This window comes from Micromonospora sp. NPDC005254, assembly GCF_042872525.1.
Taxonomy (GTDB): Bacteria; Actinomycetota; Actinomycetes; order Mycobacteriales; family Micromonosporaceae; genus Micromonospora.
Genome location: NZ_JBIAKM010000002.1, coordinates 589,155 through 606,653 on the forward strand (window position 1 = coordinate 589,155; position 17,499 = coordinate 606,653).

At 72.8% G+C, this 17,499-nt stretch carries 16 protein-coding genes; 12 read left to right on the forward strand and 4 right to left on the reverse strand.

Annotation, left to right across the window (positions count from 1 at the left end; genetic code table 11):
• Nucleotides 1-15: 15 nt before the first annotated feature.
• A complete protein-coding gene (gene ctaD, locus ACFYPR_RS08370) occupies nucleotides 16-1,773 on the forward strand; it encodes a cytochrome c oxidase subunit I (RefSeq protein WP_354855124.1) in 1,758 nt (585 codons plus the stop codon).
• Between the two features lie 409 nt (nucleotides 1,774-2,182).
• Here ctaD and ACFYPR_RS08375 read toward each other — a convergent pair whose 3' ends face one another.
• The 4 genes from ACFYPR_RS08375 to ACFYPR_RS08390 are packed head-to-tail and all read right to left on the reverse strand — an operon-like array spanning nucleotide 2,183 to nucleotide 8,064.
• Nucleotides 2,183-3,430 (reverse strand): MFS transporter, encoded by a 1,248-nt coding sequence (locus ACFYPR_RS08375; protein WP_354855125.1) that lies wholly within the window; start codon nucleotides 3,428-3,430, stop codon nucleotides 2,183-2,185.
• Nucleotides 3,431-3,470: 40 nt separating this feature from the next.
• A complete protein-coding gene (locus ACFYPR_RS08380; RefSeq protein WP_387259111.1) occupies nucleotides 3,471-4,052 on the reverse strand; it encodes a nicotinamidase in 582 nt (193 codons plus the stop codon).
• Between the two features lie 30 nt (nucleotides 4,053-4,082).
• A complete protein-coding gene (locus tag ACFYPR_RS08385) occupies nucleotides 4,083-5,369 on the reverse strand; it encodes a nicotinate phosphoribosyltransferase (protein WP_354855127.1) in 1,287 nt (428 codons plus the stop codon).
• Nucleotides 5,370-5,385: 16 nt separating this feature from the next.
• On the reverse strand, nucleotides 5,386-8,064 hold the full coding sequence (locus ACFYPR_RS08390; RefSeq protein ID WP_387259114.1) for a LuxR C-terminal-related transcriptional regulator: 2,679 nt from the start codon (nucleotides 8,062-8,064) through the stop codon (nucleotides 5,386-5,388).
• Between the two features lie 238 nt (nucleotides 8,065-8,302).
• On the opposite strand from ACFYPR_RS08390, the gene ACFYPR_RS08395 reads away from it, so the two are divergent.
• The 11 genes from ACFYPR_RS08395 to rdgB all read left to right on the forward strand — a co-directional run bounded on the left by ACFYPR_RS08395 (nucleotide 8,303) and on the right by rdgB (nucleotide 17,479).
• A complete protein-coding gene (locus ACFYPR_RS08395; protein ID WP_387178858.1) occupies nucleotides 8,303-9,811 on the forward strand; it encodes a hypothetical protein in 1,509 nt (502 codons plus the stop codon).
• A gap of 148 nt (nucleotides 9,812-9,959) precedes the next feature.
• Complete coding sequence (gene clpS / locus ACFYPR_RS08400) at nucleotides 9,960-10,250, forward strand: ATP-dependent Clp protease adapter ClpS (RefSeq protein ID WP_234581506.1); 291 nt, start codon at nucleotides 9,960-9,962, stop codon at nucleotides 10,248-10,250.
• A 2-nt stretch (nucleotides 10,251-10,252) separates the two neighbouring features.
• Complete coding sequence (locus ACFYPR_RS08405) at nucleotides 10,253-10,753, forward strand: DUF2017 domain-containing protein (RefSeq protein ID WP_354855215.1); 501 nt, start codon at nucleotides 10,253-10,255, stop codon at nucleotides 10,751-10,753.
• A 46-nt stretch (nucleotides 10,754-10,799) separates the two neighbouring features.
• The gene (locus tag ACFYPR_RS08410) at nucleotides 10,800-11,288 is read left to right on the forward strand and encodes a M67 family metallopeptidase (protein ID WP_354855130.1); all 489 of its coding nucleotides are present in this window, start codon (nucleotides 10,800-10,802) and stop codon (nucleotides 11,286-11,288) included.
• 66 nt (nucleotides 11,289-11,354) lie between these two features.
• Nucleotides 11,355-11,726, forward strand: a complete 372-nt coding sequence (locus ACFYPR_RS08415; protein WP_387178862.1) for a MoaD family protein — start codon at nucleotides 11,355-11,357, stop codon at nucleotides 11,724-11,726.
• 11 nt (nucleotides 11,727-11,737) lie between these two features.
• Complete coding sequence (locus ACFYPR_RS08420) at nucleotides 11,738-12,703, forward strand: PLP-dependent cysteine synthase family protein (protein WP_387259117.1); 966 nt, start codon at nucleotides 11,738-11,740, stop codon at nucleotides 12,701-12,703.
• Nucleotides 12,704-12,928: 225 nt separating this feature from the next.
• Entirely contained in the window at nucleotides 12,929-13,672 is a 744-nt protein-coding gene (locus tag ACFYPR_RS08425) for an MBL fold metallo-hydrolase (protein WP_354855133.1), read from the forward strand.
• An 89-nt stretch (nucleotides 13,673-13,761) separates the two neighbouring features.
• The gene (locus ACFYPR_RS08430) at nucleotides 13,762-14,907 is read left to right on the forward strand and encodes a glycosyltransferase family 4 protein (RefSeq protein ID WP_387259119.1); all 1,146 of its coding nucleotides are present in this window, start codon (nucleotides 13,762-13,764) and stop codon (nucleotides 14,905-14,907) included.
• The gene (locus ACFYPR_RS08435; protein WP_387178869.1) at nucleotides 14,904-16,073 is read left to right on the forward strand and encodes a glycosyltransferase; all 1,170 of its coding nucleotides are present in this window, start codon (nucleotides 14,904-14,906) and stop codon (nucleotides 16,071-16,073) included. Before ACFYPR_RS08430 ends, ACFYPR_RS08435 begins: the two co-directional genes overlap by 4 nt.
• Nucleotides 16,074-16,083: 10 nt before the next feature.
• A complete protein-coding gene (gene rph, locus ACFYPR_RS08440) occupies nucleotides 16,084-16,809 on the forward strand; it encodes a ribonuclease PH (RefSeq protein WP_363940576.1) in 726 nt (241 codons plus the stop codon).
• 52 nt (nucleotides 16,810-16,861) lie between these two features.
• Complete coding sequence (gene rdgB / locus ACFYPR_RS08445; RefSeq protein ID WP_387178872.1) at nucleotides 16,862-17,479, forward strand: RdgB/HAM1 family non-canonical purine NTP pyrophosphatase; 618 nt, start codon at nucleotides 16,862-16,864, stop codon at nucleotides 17,477-17,479.
• Nucleotides 17,480-17,499: the final 20 nt, after the last annotated feature.

Consider the following 17,499-nt stretch of genomic DNA (forward strand, 5'->3'; position numbering starts at 1 on the left):
AACCGGAGGCCACTCGTGACCACCGTCGCACCCAAGCCGGTCGTGACCCGGCCCTGGCCGGTCCGGGAGCCGGTCAAGGGGTCGGCCATCGCGCGGCTGCTGCGTACCACGGACGCGAAGCAGATCGGGATCATGTACATGGTCACCGCGTTCGTGTTCTTCATGGTCGGCGGCCTGATGGCCCTGATCATGCGGGCTGAGCTGGCCCGACCCGGGCTGCAGTTCCTGTCGCCCGAGCAGTACAACCAGCTCTTCACGATGCACGGCACGATCATGCTGCTGTTCTTCGCGACGCCGATCGTGTTCGCCTTCGCGAACTACATCGTGCCGATCCAGATCGGCGCGCCCGACGTTTCCTTCCCCCGCCTGAACAGCTTCGCCTACTGGCTGTACCTGTTCGGCGGCACGATGGCGACCGCCGGTTTCATCACCCCGGGCGGCGCCGCCGACTTCGGCTGGTTCGCGTACGCGCCGCTGAGCAGCGTCGAGCACTCGCCCGGCGTCGGCGCCAACATGTGGATCATGGGTCTGGCCATCTCCGGCCTGGGCACCATCCTCGGCGCGGTGAACATGATCACCACGGTGCTCACCCTGCGTGCGCCCGGCATGACCATGTTCCGGATGCCGATCTTCACCTGGAACATCCTGGTCACCAGCCTCCTGGTGATCCTGGTCTTCCCGCTGCTGGCCGCCGCGCTGTTCGCGCTCGCCGCGGACCGCATCCTCGGCGCCCACGTGTACGACCCGGCGACCGGCGGGCCGATGCTCTGGCAGCACCTGTTCTGGTTCTTCGGGCACCCCGAGGTCTACATCGTGGCGCTGCCGTTCTTCGGCATCATCAGCGAGATCATCCCGGTCTTCTCCCGTAAGCCGATCTTCGGCTACAAGGGCCTGGTCGCCGCGACCGTCGCGATCGCGGCGCTCTCGATGAGCGTCTGGGCGCACCACATGTTCGCCACCGGCCAGGTGCTGCTGCCGTTCTTCAGCTTCCTGAGCTACCTGATCGCGGTGCCGACCGGCATGAAGTTCTTCAACTGGATCGGCACCATGTGGCGGGGCCAGATCAGCTTCGAGACGCCGATGCTGTGGGCGGTCGGCTTCCTGGTCACCTTCCTTTTCGGCGGTCTCACCGGTGTGCTGCTGGCCAGCCCGCCGCTCGACTTCCACGTGTCGGACTCGTACTTCGTGGTGGCGCACTTCCACTACGTGCTCTTCGGCACCATCGTGTTCGCCGTCTTCGCCGGCATCTACTTCTGGTTCCCGAAGATGTTCGGCCGGATGCTCGACGAGCGCCTGGGCAAGGTGCACTTCTGGCTCACCATGATCGGCTTCCACACCACCTTCCTGGTGCAGCACTGGCTCGGCGCCGAGGGCATGCCCCGCCGGTACGCCGACTACCTGCCCGGCGACGGTTTCACCACGCTGAACACGATCTCCACGGTCGGCGCGTTCATCACCGGTATCTCCACGCTGCCGTTCATCTACAACTGCTGGAAGTCGTACAAGACCGGTCCAGTGGTCGAGGTGAACGACCCCTGGGGTCACGGCAACTCGCTGGAGTGGGCGACCAGCAGCCCGCCGCCGCTGCGCAACTTCGACCGGATGCCCCGGATCCGCTCCGAGCGGCCGGCGTTCGACGCGAAGTTCCCGGAGCTGGCCGCCGGTCAGAGCCTGGCCGGCCCGCCGGAGGGTGGCTCCAAGCCGCTCACCAGCGAGTCGGACGGCGGTGCTCGCTACAGCGAGGACATCGCCAGCGACATCGACCGGCACTGACGCTCAACCCGCTCGACCGTACGAAGGGCGCCGCCCCCGGGACCACCGGGAGCGGCGCCCTTCGCCATGTCCCGCCCTGGCTGGCCCAGCCCCGGTCCGACCCGGCTCTGACGGTCCGCCCTACCGTGCTGCGCGCTCGGCGCTGATGGCCCCGCTCGGCGATGGCCTGCTCTGGCCGGGCTCAACCCCCGCCGTTCTACTCCCCGCCCTCCTTTGCGCGGCCGGCGTCGCACCGCTCGGCCGGCTTCCGGAGGTGACCGTACTGACGAGCGATATACCTGTGAGACATCTTTATGCCTCACAGGTATATCCGTGTGTGTATGCATGCCGTCAACCGACGTCCGAGGGGTCCTGCCACCGGCACCATCGCCCGCCGCGACTGGCCGTCGCCCGAGGTAGCCAGCGGCAGTCAGCGGGCGGCGGGGGCGAGATCGGCCTCGACCGGCGGCGGGGTGGCCGCGTCGGCGTGGCGACGGCGGCGCAGCTCGCCGGGGAGCACGATCAGGGTGACCAGCGCGCCGAGCGCTCCGGTCACCACGAAGCCCCAGAGCGGCGCGCTGCCGTCGATCACCGCGCCGGCGAGCGGTGCGCCGACCGCGATGCCGACGGTGACCGCCGAACCGTGCAGGCCCATCGCCTCGCCGCGTACCTCGGCCGGGGCCAGACGGCTGACGGCGTCGGAGGAGGCCGCGATGGTCGGCGCGCACAGCGCGCCGGCCGGGATCAGCGCCAGGCAGAGCAGCCACCAGTGCGCGCCGCCCAACCCGACCGGGATGGTGCAGAGCGCGAGTGCGGCGGTGAGGGCCAGCGGGGAGAGCGAGCGGTGCACCGCCCCGTAGGCGAAGCCGCCGGCCAGGGAGGCGATCGCCCAGCCAGCCAGCACGACGCCGGTCCAGCCGACCTCGCCGCTGGCCCGCAGGACGGCGACCACCGCGACGTCGGTGCCGCCGAGCACCAGGGTGGCGGCGGCGCTGAGCGCCAGCACGGCGAGCAGTCGGGGCGTCAGCCACTCCCGCCGAGGCACCTGGCGCCGTGGGCCGGCGGGTTCGGCGGCGCCGCGGATCGGCGGGTTCACCAGCCACAGGGCGATCCCGGCGGCGACGATGCCGCCGCCGACGAGGTACATGGTGGTCTGCGCCGAGATCGCGGTGACCAGGGCCACCGCCAGCGCCGGGCCGATCATGAAGGACAGCTCGACGGACATGGAGTCCAACGCGTACGCCGGCCGTCGTTGATCTTCCGGGACCAGCGCGGCGATCGACTGGCGGACCACCGAGAAGATGGGCAGGGCCAAGGAGCCGGCCACGAAGGCGGCCGGCAGCAGCACGGGGTACGGCAGCGTGGGCGCGGTGGACCAGAAGATCGCCTCGGCGATGGCGGTGAGCACCAGAACCGGACGCAGACCACGCCGGTCGACCAGTCGGCCGAGCAGCGGCCCACCGATCGCCGCGCCCACGGTGATGGCGGCGCCCACCAGGCCGGCCGCGCCGTAGCCCCGGTCGAGGTCGAGCACGACGTGGAAGGTCAGCGTGACCCCGGTCGCGGTGAGCGGGATGCGGGCGAGGACGGCGACCAGCAGCAGCGACCGCAGGCCGGGCAGGGCGAGAGCTGCGCGGTAAGGCTTCATGTTCACGTTGGTCCGTACCTCCGGCGACATCCTCGACGGAAGGTGGACCATTGGCCAATAAATTACCGCCTCATGCGGCCCTGATCACAGGCTCGCCCTGCAGGATCACGCCGGCGCCGTCCATCGCCCGCAGCGCCACGTCGGTGGTCTCCGGAGCGACCGCGGCGGTCAGCTCCAGCAGGACGGTGGTGGCGAAGCCCTCCCGGGCGGCGTCGAGCGCGGTGGCGCGAACGCAGTGGTCGGTGGCGATGCCGACCACGTCGACCCGGTCCACGTCGTGCCGACGCAGCCAGTCGGCCAGGCACTCGCCGTCGTCGGCGTGCCCCTCGAATCCGGAGTACGCCGCCGCGTGCTCGCCCTTGTGAAAGATCGCCTCGACCCGACCGGTCTCCAGCTCGGGGTGGAACTCGGAGCCGCTGGTGCCGACCACGCAGTGCCGGGGCCACGACTCGACGAAGTCCGGCGGATCGCCGAAGTGCGCGCCCGGGTCGATGTGATAGTCCTTCGTCGCGACCACGTGCCGCCACCGGTCCGGCTCGGCGGCGAGCAGCCGGGAGATCCCGGCGGCCACCTCGGCGCCACCCGGGACGGCCAGCGAGCCGCCCTCACAGAAGTCGTTCTGCACGTCCACGATGATCAGCGCGTCGGCCATCGGGGTCCCTTCGAGGTCGGATCGGCGGGCTCAGGCGGCGGGTACGACAGTGACCGGCACGGCCGGGTCGCCGGCCGAGAGCTTCAGCCCTTCCCACGGGATGGAGATGAGGCACTCGCGCAGGTGCTCCCGGGACTCGTCGAGGGTGGGCAGACCCACGGGTTCGCCGTCGATCACGTACGAGCGCTGGAGCATCCGGTCGTTGGCCTGCCGGTCGGGCACACCCTGGGGGACGATGATCTCCTCCGTGGCGGTGCCGGTCGGCTTGTGCCGGCGGACCGCGACCTTGCGCCCACCGATGGTCGCCTTGTGCTCGGAGCGCTTCACCACCGGGCGGCCCTCGACCTCGACGAGCTTGTAGACCAGCCCCGCCGTGGGCGCCCCGGAGCCGGTGACCACTGCCGTCCCCGCGCCGTACATGTCGACCGGCTCGGCGGCCAGCGCCGCGATCGAGTACTCGTCCAGGTCGCCCGAGACAATGATCTTCGTCTCGGTGGCGCCCAGTGAGTCCAGCAGTTCCCGGGACTGCTGCGCGATCACCGCGAGGTCACCCGAGTCGATCCGGATCGCCCGCAGCTCCGGCCCGGCCACCGCGATCGCGTTGCGGATGCCCTGGCTGATGTCGTACGTGTCGACCAGCAGCGTGGTGTCCTTGCCCAGCGTGGCCACCTGCGAGGCGAACGCGGCCCGCTCGTCGTCGTGCAGCAGGGTGAACGCGTGTGCCGCCGTGCCCGCCGTCGGGATGCCGTAGCGCTCGCCGGCAGCGAGGTTGGAGGTGAACCGGAAACCGGCCAGGTACGCGGCCCGCGCCGCCGCCACCGCCGCCTCCTCGTGTGCCCGGCGCGATCCCATCTCGATCAGCGCCCGGCCCCGGGCGGCGGTGACCATCCGCGCCGCGGCGGCGGCCACCGCGCAGTCGTGGTTGAGCACGGAGAGCGCCAGCGTCTCCAGCACCACGCACTCGGCGAAGCCGCCGGAGACGGTCAGGATCGGCGAACCGGGGAAGAACAGCTCACCCTCGGCGTACCCGTCGATGTCGCCGGTGAAGCGGTAGTCGGTGAGCCAGGCCGCCGCCGCCTCGTCGACCACTCCGGTGCGGCGCAGGAAGTCGACCTCCGCCGGGTCGAACCGGAAGTCGCGGATCAGCTCGATCAGCCGCGCGGTGCCGGCGACGACGCCGTAGCGCCGGCCGCTGGGCAGCCGACGGCTGAACACCTCGAAGACACAGCGGCGGTCGGCGGTGCCGTCCTTGAGTGCCGCACTGACCATGGTCAGCTCGTAGTGGTCGGTCAGCAGCGCGGGGCGGAGGGTGCTCACCGCCCCAGCCTAAGGTTCAGCCCGCGCCGCCGCCCTCGTGGCCCGGGATCGACCGCAGCGCGGCCCACAGCTCGGACCGGCCGGTCACGCCGAGCTTGGTGTAGATCCGCTGCAGGTGGTTCTCCACGGTGCGGGCGGAGAGGTAGAGCCGCTCGGCGATGGCCTTGCTGGTCGCACCGTGCGCGGCGAGGCGGGCCACCTGCCACTCGCGTTCGGTAAGCACCGGCGCCCCGGCCCGCAGCGCCGGCGTGCGGATCAGGTCGCAGCGGCTGAGCAGCCCCGCCAGACGCTCGCGGGCCTCGCCGGCCGCCACCGAGTGCTGCTGGCGCAGCCGGTGCAGAGCCTGTGCGGTGGCCTCGGCGGCGTACACCGTCAGCTCCAGCGCGGCGTAGTCGTCGGCGACCGCGAGCAGATCCGCGGCGGAGTCGGTCACCGCGGCCCGGGCGTGCCGGGCCAGCAGCGGTGGGAGCACCCCGTCCACCTGCTCGGACAGCTCGGCGAGGCGCTGCGCCACGGTGCGCCGCCCACCATCGGAGCAGGTGGGCCCGACGGGCGCCCCGGCCTGCTCCAACCGGACCAGGTCGTGCAGAACGTGCACCTCGTGCCCGGCGAAACCGTCCGCGCGCAGCCGGTCGGCCAGGTCGTTGAGCTGCTTCACGGCGCCCGGCAGGTCACCCGACGCGGCGAGCACCGCACCCCGGGCCTGCTCCAGCCACGGGTAGAGCACCGCCATGCCCGGCGCGTGGGTGCGGTCGGCCTCGGCCATCGCCTCGGCGGCCTGCGCCGCGTCGCCGCGCAGCGCCGCCGCCTGGGCCCGCTCGGCCTGGGCCAGACCGGCGTAGACCCGGCTGGTCGCCAGCACCGCGCAGGCGCCCAACGACGTCCGCATCGCCGAGTCGCTCTGCCCGCGCAGCCGCGCGGCGTACGCCTGAAGGATGGCCAGGTATCCGGTGCCGAGCCGGAAGTCACCGGCACCGGCCAGGTCGGCGAACTCGTCGGCCACGATCGCGTCGATCCCGACGAGGTCGCCAGTGAGCATGAGCCGGGTGCCGCGGGCCAGCTCCAGGGCCAGTTGCAGGTACGGCATGTCGGTGCGCCAACTGGCCGCGGCGGAGTGCACCTGCGCGATGGCCGCGCCGCTGCGCGACAGCTGACCCTGGGCGGCCTGGACGTACGCGATGGTGCTGCGGGCCAGTTCACGGGCGGCGATGCCGGCGGCGGGCCGATCGAGCACGGTCTGGCTGAGCCGTACGGCGGTGACCGTGTCGAGCCGGTGCAGCCGCATGATCGCCTCGAAGGCGTGCACCCGGGCGCGGTCGGCCGAGTCGCCGAGCTCCTCGACCCGGCTCGCGATCTCCTCCACCGTGGACTCTTGACTGAGCCCCCAGTAGCTGACCATGCCGCGGACGGTCAGCCACCGGCAGAGCCGCCGCTCGTCCCCGGCCTCCGGGGTCACCGCGTCGAGAACGGTGATCGCCTCGTCCGGTCGGTCGGCGAACATCAGAATCGTGGCCAGCAGCTCCGCCGCGTCCGAGCCGCCGTCGGCGTTCAGCGCGGCCCGGGCCAGCCGGGTCGCCAGCGGTACGTCGTAGCGGGTGAACGCCTGCATCGCGGCGTCCACGAGCAGGGCGGCGTCCTGTGCGGTGCCCGAGTCGAGCCGCCAGACCGCCACCCGCAGCAGGTCGTCGCGGCGGCGCTTGCCGACCTGTTCCAGCAGCTCGGCGAGGTGCGCCTGGAGGCGTCGGGTGCGGCTGACCGGGCACCGGCGACGCATCACCTCGCCGTAGAGCGGGTGGGCCAGGCGTACGTTGGTCCGCCGGTCGTGCTGGACGACGGTGATCAGGCCGCGTTCCTCGGCGTACTCCACATCGGACTGCTCGGCGGCCTGGTTGAGCAGGTGAAGGCCGAGTGGCTCGCCGAAGGCGACCAGCTCGACGACCGTGCGAACGCCGTCGGTGAGCTGCCCGACGCGGGTGTCGATCAGCTCGGTGAGGCTGGGTGCCAGCTCCAGCCGCCCGGTCCACTTCCAGATCCCGTAGGTGCGCTTCAACTCCTCGCTGCCGCTGGCGGCGTGCACCAGCTCGCGCAGCAGCAGCGGGTTGCCGGCCGACAGCCGGCCGAGCCGGTCGGCGGAGCCGGCGTCGACCGGGCCGCCCAGGATCGCCGCCAGCAGGCCGGCGGTCTCCGACGGTGGCATGGGGGTCAGCTCGACGTGCTCGACCAGGTCGTCGGTCCAGAGTGCGCGGATCGGCAGCGGGATCTGTTCGCCGTCGCGCAGGGTGCCCACGACTGTGGCGTTGTCGGCGCGGGCGACCAGATGCACCAGCGCCGCGGAGGGCGGGTCGAGCAGGTGCGCGTCGTCGATGGCGAGCACGATCCGGCGGCCGGCGGCCTGCTGTTGCAGAACGCCCAGCGCCCAGCGGAGTATGCCGGCGGGGGAGAGGCCCTGGGGCTGCTCCGCCGGGAGGACCTGCACCAGCCCGCCGAAGGGCAGCGCCGCCGTGGTGGCGCTGGCCGCGATGGACCAGATCGCGTACCGGTCGGTGGGCAGGGTGTTGACGCCCTCGCGTAGCAGCCGGCTCTTGCCGATGCCCGCGCTGCCGCTGAAGAAGAGCCCTCGGCCGGCCTCGCCGGTCACCGCCGCCAGCAGGCGGTTGAGCTCATCGGTTCGGCCGACGAACTTCCATCGACTCATCCGCGCAGCATATCCATCGAATTCCGTCCGCGCCCGCACCGTCACGCACCGAAGTTGAGTAGTCGCACAATTACCGGTGAGTATCCGAACTGTTCCGCCTGGTCGGCCGGCCGAACGTACTCTTCCGGCATCCGGGTAGTGTCACCGGAATTCCACGCGACCGGCGCGCCGGTCGCCTGCCCCGGGAGGCCACCCGATGCAGCAGGGCCCTCTCCCTTCGCTCGACTCGCCCGGTGACATGGCCAGCTCAGCCGACCTGCCGAGCTGCAGCCCGCTGCCCACCGACCTCGGCGTGCCCCGTCCCCGGGCGGACGAGCCGCTCGGCGTGGTCGCCGTCGGCCCGGCCGGCGCCGACCGGCGTGCGGTCCTCGCCAGCCTCGTCGGGCTCGACCCGGTGATGCTCACCGTGCCGGCGGGCAGTTGGCTGCTGGTCCGGCACGCCCAGGTGCCCACGCGGGCGGCCTTCGTCCCCGGCTACCGCCAGCCGCACTCGTACGGCGCGGACCGGGACGCCGCCGGCCCGGCGTTGGCCCGCCCACCCCGGCGGGTCGAGCTGAGCGTGCCCGAGCCCCTGCTGCGCCACTTCACCCTGGTCGACACACCGGACACGGGCGCGCTCGGCGTGGCCGGCGTCCGGGTGCTGCGCGAGGCCGTCGGCCGGGCCGGCGCGCTGCTCTTCGTGATCGCGGCCGACCAGGCGTTCACGGCCCAGGAGCTGAATCTGCTCGCCGACGTGGCCGCTGCCCCGGTGGAGGTCGTCTTCGCGGTCACCCCGGGTGCGGCCGGTTGGGCGCCGCCGGCCGACGGCGGGGTGCTGACGGAGGACGCGGGGGCGTCCGTCTCGCCGCCCGACGGCCGGCCGGATGAGGTGGACCCGGTGGCGGTGATCGTCGAGGCGCACCGGGCGGCGCTGCTGGCCGCGGTCCCCTCCCTGGCCGGCGCGCGGTGGTTCCCGGTCGACGGCGCCGATTCCGCCGCCGACCTGCGCCGGGCGCTGGTGGGCTGGTCGGCGAACGAGGGGTTGCAGCGGGCCAGCGCCGATCCGCCCGTGCTGCCGGGGCAGCACGACCGGGTGGCGGTGTCCGCCGACCCGGGGGACTGGTCCGAGCGGCTCGACCGACAGGTCCGGTCCTGCTCCCAGCGGATCCGCCAGCACCTGGCACTGGAGTTGGCGAACGTCCATCTCCGGGCCGTCCAGGAGATCGTCTTCGGGGTCGGCTGCGCCGGCCTGCCGGACCTGCTCGACCGGGAGATGGCGGCGTTGTCGCTGCTGGCCACCGCGCAGTGCGACCACGCGGTGCGGGGCATCGTGGCCGACACCGCCGCCCAGGTGCTCGGCGCGACACCGACCGAGGGCGTCCGCCGCCGGATCGCCACCGCCGTCCAGTACGGCCTGGCCGACCACCGCTCCGGGCGCGACCTGGACCGGGTCCTGCTGATCACGAGTACGGCGGGTGTGGCCGGGCTGACCGGCGCGGAGGCGATCGACGCGCTCGCCGGCTATCCGACGGCGACCCGTGACGAGGTGCTTCCGCCGGTCGCGGTGGCGCTCTCCGGCGGGTGCTGGCAGCAGTGGCGTACCCCGGGCAACGATGACCACAGCGCCGCGCGCGCCTGGTCCCAGCGGGCGTTGCGGGAGGTCGAGTTGGAGCTTTCCCGGGAGATCTCCCGACGGTTCGAGGTGATCCGCCTCTCGCTGGGCGTGGTGCTCTCCGATGCAGTCGACCACGGCATCCTGCTCGCCTGACGGCGTGGCCATCTCCCGGCTCGGGCCCGCCCCGCGCCTCGCGTCCGACGGGGTGCGGGCCGGCTCCGGGGTGGCCACGGCGGGTGATCCTGGTTCGCCCGGCGTTCCGGTTCCTCGGTTCCGGGAAACCGGTGGCACGATGGGGGGCATGGCGGCTCCACAGGTTGCACCGGTCGAGACGCCGGCCACTGACGAGGTGCCGGCGCCCGACCGGCAATGGGTGACGATCGTGTGGGACGACCCGGTCAACCTGATGACGTACGTGACCTGGGTCTTCCAGAAGCTGTTCGGCTACAGCCGGGAGAGGGCGGAGCAGCTCATGCTGGACGTGCACCACAAGGGCCGCGCCGTGGTCTCCACGGGCGCCCGGGAGCGGATGGAGCACGACGCGTCGCAGTTGCACGCGTACGGGCTGTGGGCGACGGTGGACCGCTCGTGAGCATGTTCCGGCGGCAGGCCGGCCGCTATGTCGCCACCTTCGCCGTGGACGAAGTGCGGGTGCTGCGAAAGGTCGCCTCCGAGGTGGTCGGTCTGCTCACCGACGGTTTCGACCACACGGACCCGGTCGTGGGCCGGCTGTTCCCGGCGGTCTACCCGAAGGATGCGAGCGGCACCGCCGAGTTCCGCCGCTACACCGAGGGTGATCTGAAGACTGCCAAGATCGACCAGGCCGGGGCCATTCTGGCCGCGCTGCCCGACGAGGCCGGCGGCGAGGTGCGGTTGGACGCCGAGGCGGCGGAGGCGTGGCTGCGGGCGCTCAACGACGCGCGGCTGGCGATGGGCGTCCGGCTGGAGATCAAGGACGGCACTGACCTGGGTGAGGAGTTGGACGACGCGGTGACCGAGGATCCCGGCTCCAGCCGGGTGTTCCAACTGTCGGTCTACGCGTACCTCGGGTATCTACAGGAGTCGCTGCTCAACGCCTTGATCGACGAGGCGTGACCGGCACCACTTCAGGGCCTGCCCGGTAGGCGTTAGGCTGGTGCACGTGCTGAGCATCGACCGGTCGATCATCGACGCGATCGTCGCCCACGCGCGCCGGGACCACCCCGACGAGGCGTGCGGCGTCGTCGCCGGTGCCGTCGGCAGCGACACCCCGACCCGGCACATCCCGATGGACAATGCCGCCCGGTCGATGACCTTCTACGAGTTCGACTCGATGGAGCATCTGCGGGTGTGGCGGGAGATGGACGACCGGGACGAGGAGCCCGTGGTCATCTACCACTCGCACACCGCCACCGAGGCGTACCCGTCCCGCACCGATGTCTCCTTCGCCGGCGAGCCGGGCGCGCACTACCTGCTCGTCTCGACGCGTGAGCCCGACTCGGAGGAGATCCGGTCGTTCCGGATCGTCGACGGCGTGGTGACCGAGGAGCCGGTCCAGATCGTCGAGGCCGGGGTCGACCCGCACGCCGTGCAGTCCTACATGTTCGGGCAGAGCCCGGCGACGGTCGACTACGAGTGTTCCGGCCGCTGACCCGTCAGCGTTCGCACCCGTTCCGTCCCGTCACCGTTGGCACACCCGTTTGAGGAGCACGACATCATGGCCATCGAGGTTCGCATCCCCACCATCCTGCGCAGTTACACCGGCGGCGCCAAGGTCGTCGAGGGCGCCGGCGACACCCTGGGCGACCTGCTCACCGACCTGGACTCCCGGCACGCCGGGCTGCGTGGCCGCCTGATCACCGAGGCCGGCGCGCTGCACCGTTTCGTGAACGTCTACGTCAACGACGAGGACGTCCGCTTCCTCGGTGCGCTCGACGCGAAGCTCTCCGACGGCGACAGCGTCACCATCCTGCCGGCCGTGGCCGGCGGCGCGTTCGGCTTCGCCGCGGCAGCGGCGATCAGCTCGCACAGCGCCGCAGCCGCGGCGATCAGCTCGCACCGCGCGGCGACCGCCGTCGCCGCGCGCTGAGGGCGGCCGCCATGGCGCGGTACGACAGCCTGCTCGACGCCTGTGGGGGCACGCCGCTCGTTGGTCTGCCCCGGCTCTCGCCGACGGTGCCCGACGGCGCGCCGCCGGTGCGGCTCTGGGCGAAGCTGGAGGACCGGAACCCGACGGGCAGCATCAAGGACCGCGCGGCGCTGTTCATGGTCCGCGCGGCGGAGGAGGCCGGCCGACTCCGGGCGGGTGACACCATCCTGGAGCCGACCAGCGGCAACACCGGCATCTCGCTGGCGATGGTGGCCAAGCTGCGCGGGTACCGGCTGGTCTGCGTGATGCCCGAGAACGTCTCCACCGAGCGGGTCCAGCTGCTCCGCATGTACGGGGCGGAGATCATCTTCTCGGAGGCGGCGGGCGGGTCCAACCAGGCCGTCGCGACGGCCAAGCAGATCGCCGCCGAGCACCCGGACTGGGTGATGCTCTACCAGTACGGCAACGAGGCCAACGCGCGGGCGCACTACGAGACGACCGGTCCGGAGCTGCTGCACGACCTGCCCACCATCACGCACTTCGTGGCCGGGTTGGGCACCACCGGCACCCTGATGGGCACCGGGCGCTACCTGCGCGAGAAGGTCGCGGGCATCCAGGTCGTGGCGGCCGAGCCGCGCTACGGCGAGCTGGTCTACGGCCTGCGCAACATCGACGAGGGGTACGTGCCGGAGCTGTACGACGCCTCGGTGCTGTCCCGGCGCTTCTCGGTCGGCACCCGGGACGCGGTGCTGCGGACCCGTCAGCTCGTCGAGGTGGAGGGCATCTTCGCCGGGTTCTCCACCGGCGCGATCCTGCACGCCGCGCTGGCGGTGGCGCACGAGGCGGTCCGCGACGGCCGACGGGCCGATGTGGCGTTCGTCGTCTGCGACGGCGGCTGGAAGTATCTGTCCACCGGCGCGTACGGCGGCACCCTCGCGGATGCCGAGGACGCGCTGGAGGGCCAGCTCTGGGCCTGACCGCAGGGGTCTTGCGCGAACGGGCCATCGGCGTACGCGTCGGTGGCCCGTTCGTCGCCCGCGCCGCTGTGAGCGGGTGTCACGTTCGTGACAACTTCCAACGGATGATTCTTGTCCTCGGGCACCCCAGCGTAGGCTGCGCAGCGTGGCGTACGCGTCGGTAGAGATCATGGCCGGGACGACCGCCGGCATAGATACTACTGACAGTGACAGTGAGACGACCCGATGCGACTGACTGTCCTGGGGTGTGCCGGTAGCTTTCCCGGCCCCGAGTCGCCGTGCTCCGCCTATCTCGTCGAGGCGGACGGCTTCCGCCTCCTGGTCGACTTCGGCTCGGGGTCGCTGTCCAGCCTCCAGCGCTACGTAGGGCTGCACGCCCCCGACGCGATCCTGCTGACCCACCTGCACTGTGACCACATCCTCGACGCCGTGTCGTACGTGGTGGTCCGCCGGTACGCCCCGGACGGCCCCTACCCGCCGTTGCCGGTGTACGCGCCCTCGGGCGCACCGGACCGGCTCAGCGCCGCGTACGGCGACGACGGCACGGTGGAGGACGTCTACCAGTTCTACGCGTTGCAGCCGGGCACCTTCCCGATCGGGCCGTTCACCGTCACCGTCGACCGGGTCAACCATCCCGTCGAGACGTACGGCGTGCGGTTGGAGCACGGCGGTCGGTCGCTGTGCTACTCGTCGGACACCGCGCCCTGCGACGCGTTGCTGCGCCTGGCGCAGAATGCCGACGTGTTCCTGTGCGAGGCCAGTTACCTCGACGGCGTGGACAATCCTCCGGACCTGCACCTGACCGGCCGGGAGGCGGGCGAGACGGCGACCAAGGCGGTGGTGGGCCGGCTGCTGCTCACCCACCTGGTCGCGGCGTGGGGCAGCGAGGCGCACACGTTGGAGTCGGCTGCCGCCGCGTACACCGGGCCGCTCGAGGTGGTCCGGGCCGGCGCCAGCTACGACATCTGACCGCCGCGCGGCGGTGTTGTGCCGAACTGTTCGCCGGCCGGTCAGCGGCCGGTCGCCTGGGGCACCCGTGGCACCAGCACGGTGTGGGCATGCGGATCGCCATCGTGACCGAGTCGTTCCCGCCGGACGTGAACGGCGTCGCGCACTCCGTGGTGCGCACGGCGGAGCACCTGCTGGCCCGGGGCCACGAACCGGTCGTCATCGCGCCCGCACCACCCGGCGCGGCGCGGCGGGACATCGAGGGGCTGCCCTACCCGGTGGTGCGTATCCCGAGCGTGCCGTTGCCCCGTTACCAGGGCTTCCGGCTGGGCGTGCCGACCACCAACCGGCTGGCGGGGGCGTTGCTGTCGGCCGCGCCCGACGTGGTGCACCTGGCCAGCCCGTTCATCCTCGGCGCCCGGGCGGCCACCCTCGCCAGCCGGTACGGGCTGCCCATGGTGGCGGTCTACCAGACCGACGTGGCGGCCTACGCCAGGGCGTACCGGGTGAGTTGGGGTGAGGCCGCCGCGTGGCGGCGGCTTCGGGAGATCCACAATCTGGCGCAGCGGACCCTCGCGCCGTCGACCCGGGCGGCGGCCGACCTGATCGCCAACGGGGTGCAGCGGATCTGGTTGTGGGGCCGGGGCGTGGACGCCGTCCGGTTCGACCCGGCCAAGCGGTGCGCGGACCTGCGGCACCGGCTGGCCCCCGGCGGGGAGCTGCTGGTCGGCTACGTCGGCCGGCTGGCCCCGGAGAAGCGGGTGGAGCTGCTGGCGGCGACGTCCCGGCTGCCGGGCGTGCGGGTCGTGGTGGCCGGCGACGGCCCCGCCCGCCGCCAGCTGGCCCGGGCGCTGCCGGGGGTGAACTTCCTCGGGGTGCAGCACGGCGAGGACCTGGCCCGGCTCTACGCCAGCCTGGACGTGTTCGTGCACACCGGGCCGCACGAGACGTTCGGCCAGACCCTCCAGGAGGCGCTGGCCTCCGGGGTGCCGGTGGTCGCGCCGGCCAGTGGCGGGCCTGTCGATCTGGTCGACTCGGGAACGACCGGGCTGCTGGTCCCGCCGGACGACGGGGACGCCCTCGCCGCCGCGGTGGCCGAGCTGGCCGGGGACGCCGACCGGCGGCGGGCGTACGGGGTGGCCGCCCGGGCCGCGGTCCGCCGGCGCAGTTGGGCGGCCGTCGGCGACGAGCTGGTCGGGCGCTACCGCGCGGTACGCGCCCAGGCCGCCACCGTGGGCCTGCCGGCCGCGTCGTGACGGGGACGGCCGGCGGGCTGCGGATCGTCCGGCTCGCGAACTTCGTGACCGCGCGCTCCGGTGGCCTGCGCACCGCGCTGCGACACCTCGGCGAGGGCTACCGCGCGGCGGGGCACGATCCGGTGCTTGTGGTGCCCGGTCGACGCGACGCCCACGAGTGGCACCCGTGGGGTCGGGTGGTGACCCTGCCCGGCGTGGAGCTGCCCGGCACCGGCGGCTACCGGCTGCTGGCCGGCCGGCAGCGGCTGGCCCGGGTGCTCGCCGAGCTGGCGCCGGACCGGCTGGAGGTGTCCGACCGGTCGTCGCTGCGTTGGACGGGCGGCTGGGCGAAGGCGCACGGGGTGCCGTCGGTGATGGTCTCGCACGAGTCGCTGACCGGGCTGCTCGGCCAGTGGGGTGTGCCGGACGTGCTGCGGCGGCCGATCGCCGACCGGCTCAATCGAGCCACCAGCCGGGCGTACGACCGGATCGTGTGCACGACCCGGTGGGCGGCCGAGGAGTTCGACCGCATCGGCGCCGACAACGTGGATCTCGTGCCGCTCGGGGTGGACCTGGACACCTTCGGACCGGACCGGGCCGACCCGGGGATGCGTGAGCGCTACGCCGATTCGACCGAACTGCTGCTCGTACACTGCGCCCGGTTGTCTCCGGAGAAGCGGCCGGAGCTGGCGGTCGAAACCCTCGTCGAGCTGCGCCGCTCGGGCGTGCCGGCGGTGCTGGTGCTGGCCGGGGACGGGCCGTTGCGCGCGTCGCTGGCCCGCCGGGCCGCCGGCCTGCCGGTCACGTTCACCGGTCACCTGCCCGACCGCGCGACGGTGGCCGCGCTGCTCGCCAGCGCGGACGTGGTGCTGGCGCCCGGCCCGGTGGAGACCTTCGGCCTCGCCGGGTTGGAGGCGCTGGCCTGCGGCACCCCGGTGGTGGTGAACGCCGCGAGCGCGTTGCCCGAGGTGGTCGGCTCGGCCGGGCTGGCCGCGTACGGCTCCGGGGCGTCGATGGCCGAGGCCGTGACCCGGCTCGTGGCCCGGCCGGAGGCGGCGCGGCGGCGGGCCGCCCGCGCTCGGGCCCAGGAGTTCGGCTGGCCGGCGGCGGTCGCCGGATTCCTGCGGGTGCACGACGCGCACGCTGCTCGGGACACCCCGGGGGAGGCGGATCGCCGCACCGCATAGGGTGCAGGGCATGGCGCGACCTGACGGGCGAGGGCCCTCTCAACTCCGACCGGTGACCCTGACCCGGGGCTGGAGCACCCATCCGGAGGGCTCGGTGCTCGTCGAGTTCGGCGGCACCCGGGTGCTCTGCACGGCGAGCGTCACCGAGGGCGTGCCCCGCTGGCGCAAGGGCTCCGGGCTCGGCTGGGTGACCGCCGAGTACGCGATGCTGCCCCGGGCCACCAACACCCGCTCGGACCGGGAGAGCGTCAAGGGCCGCGTCGGTGGCCGTACCCACGAGATCTCCCGCCTGATCGGGCGCAGCCTGCGCGCGAGCATCGACCTCAAGGCGCTCGGCGAGAACTCGATCGTGCTCGACTGCGACGTGCTCCAGGCCGACGGCGGCACGCGCACGGCCGCGATCACCGGCGCGTACGTGGCGCTGCACGACGCGGTGGGCTGGCTGGCCGCCCGCAAGGCGTTGGCCGGCAAGCCGGAGAAGGTGATGCACCGGTCGGTGGCGGCGGTCAGCGTCGGGATCGTCGCCGGCGAGGCGCGACTGGACCTCTGCTACGAGGAGGACGTGGCCGCCGAGGTGGACATGAACGTGGTGTGCACCGGCGCGGGCGACTTCGTCGAGGTGCAGGGCACCGGCGAGGCGGGCGTGTTCGCCCGCGACCAGCTCGACAGCCTGCTCGACCTGGCCGTGGCCGGGTGCGCGGATCTGGCCGAAGCCCAGCGGAAGGCACTCTCGTGAGCGCGAGGAGTGAGCTTGCGAGCCCCGCAGTCGCGAACGAAGGTGGTTCCGCATGAACAAGGTCCTGCTGGCCACCCGTAACCGTAAGAAGCTGGTGGAGCTTCAGCGGATCCTGGACGGCGCGCTCGGCGCGCACCGGATCGCCCTGCTCGGCCTCGACGACGTCGACGAGTACCCGGAGCTGCCGGAGACCGGCCTCACCTTCGGCGAGAACGCGCTGATCAAGGCGCGGGAGGGCTGCCGGCGTACGGGGCTGCCGACGATCGCCGACGACTCCGGGCTCGCCGTGGACGCGCTGAACGGGATGCCGGGCGTGTTCAGCGCCCGCTGGTCCGGTCGGCACGGCGACGACGGGGCCAACCTCCGCCTGGTGCTCGACCAGATCGCCGACGTGCCGGACGAGCACCGGGCCGGGTCCTTCGTCTGCACGGTGGCGCTGGTGCTGCCCGGCGGCAAGGAGCACCTGGTCGACGGCCGGCAGTCCGGTCGGGTGCTGCGCGCGCCGCGCGGCGACGGCGGGTTCGGCTACGACCCGATCTTCCTTGGCGACGGGCAGGACCGGACCAACGCCGAGCTGACCCCGCAGGAGAAGGACGCGGTCAGCCACCGGGGCAAGGCGCTGCGGGAGCTGGCCAAGCTCGTCGCGAAGGTGCTGCCGCCCGCCGCCTGACGGTCGCGGAGGTGCTGCCG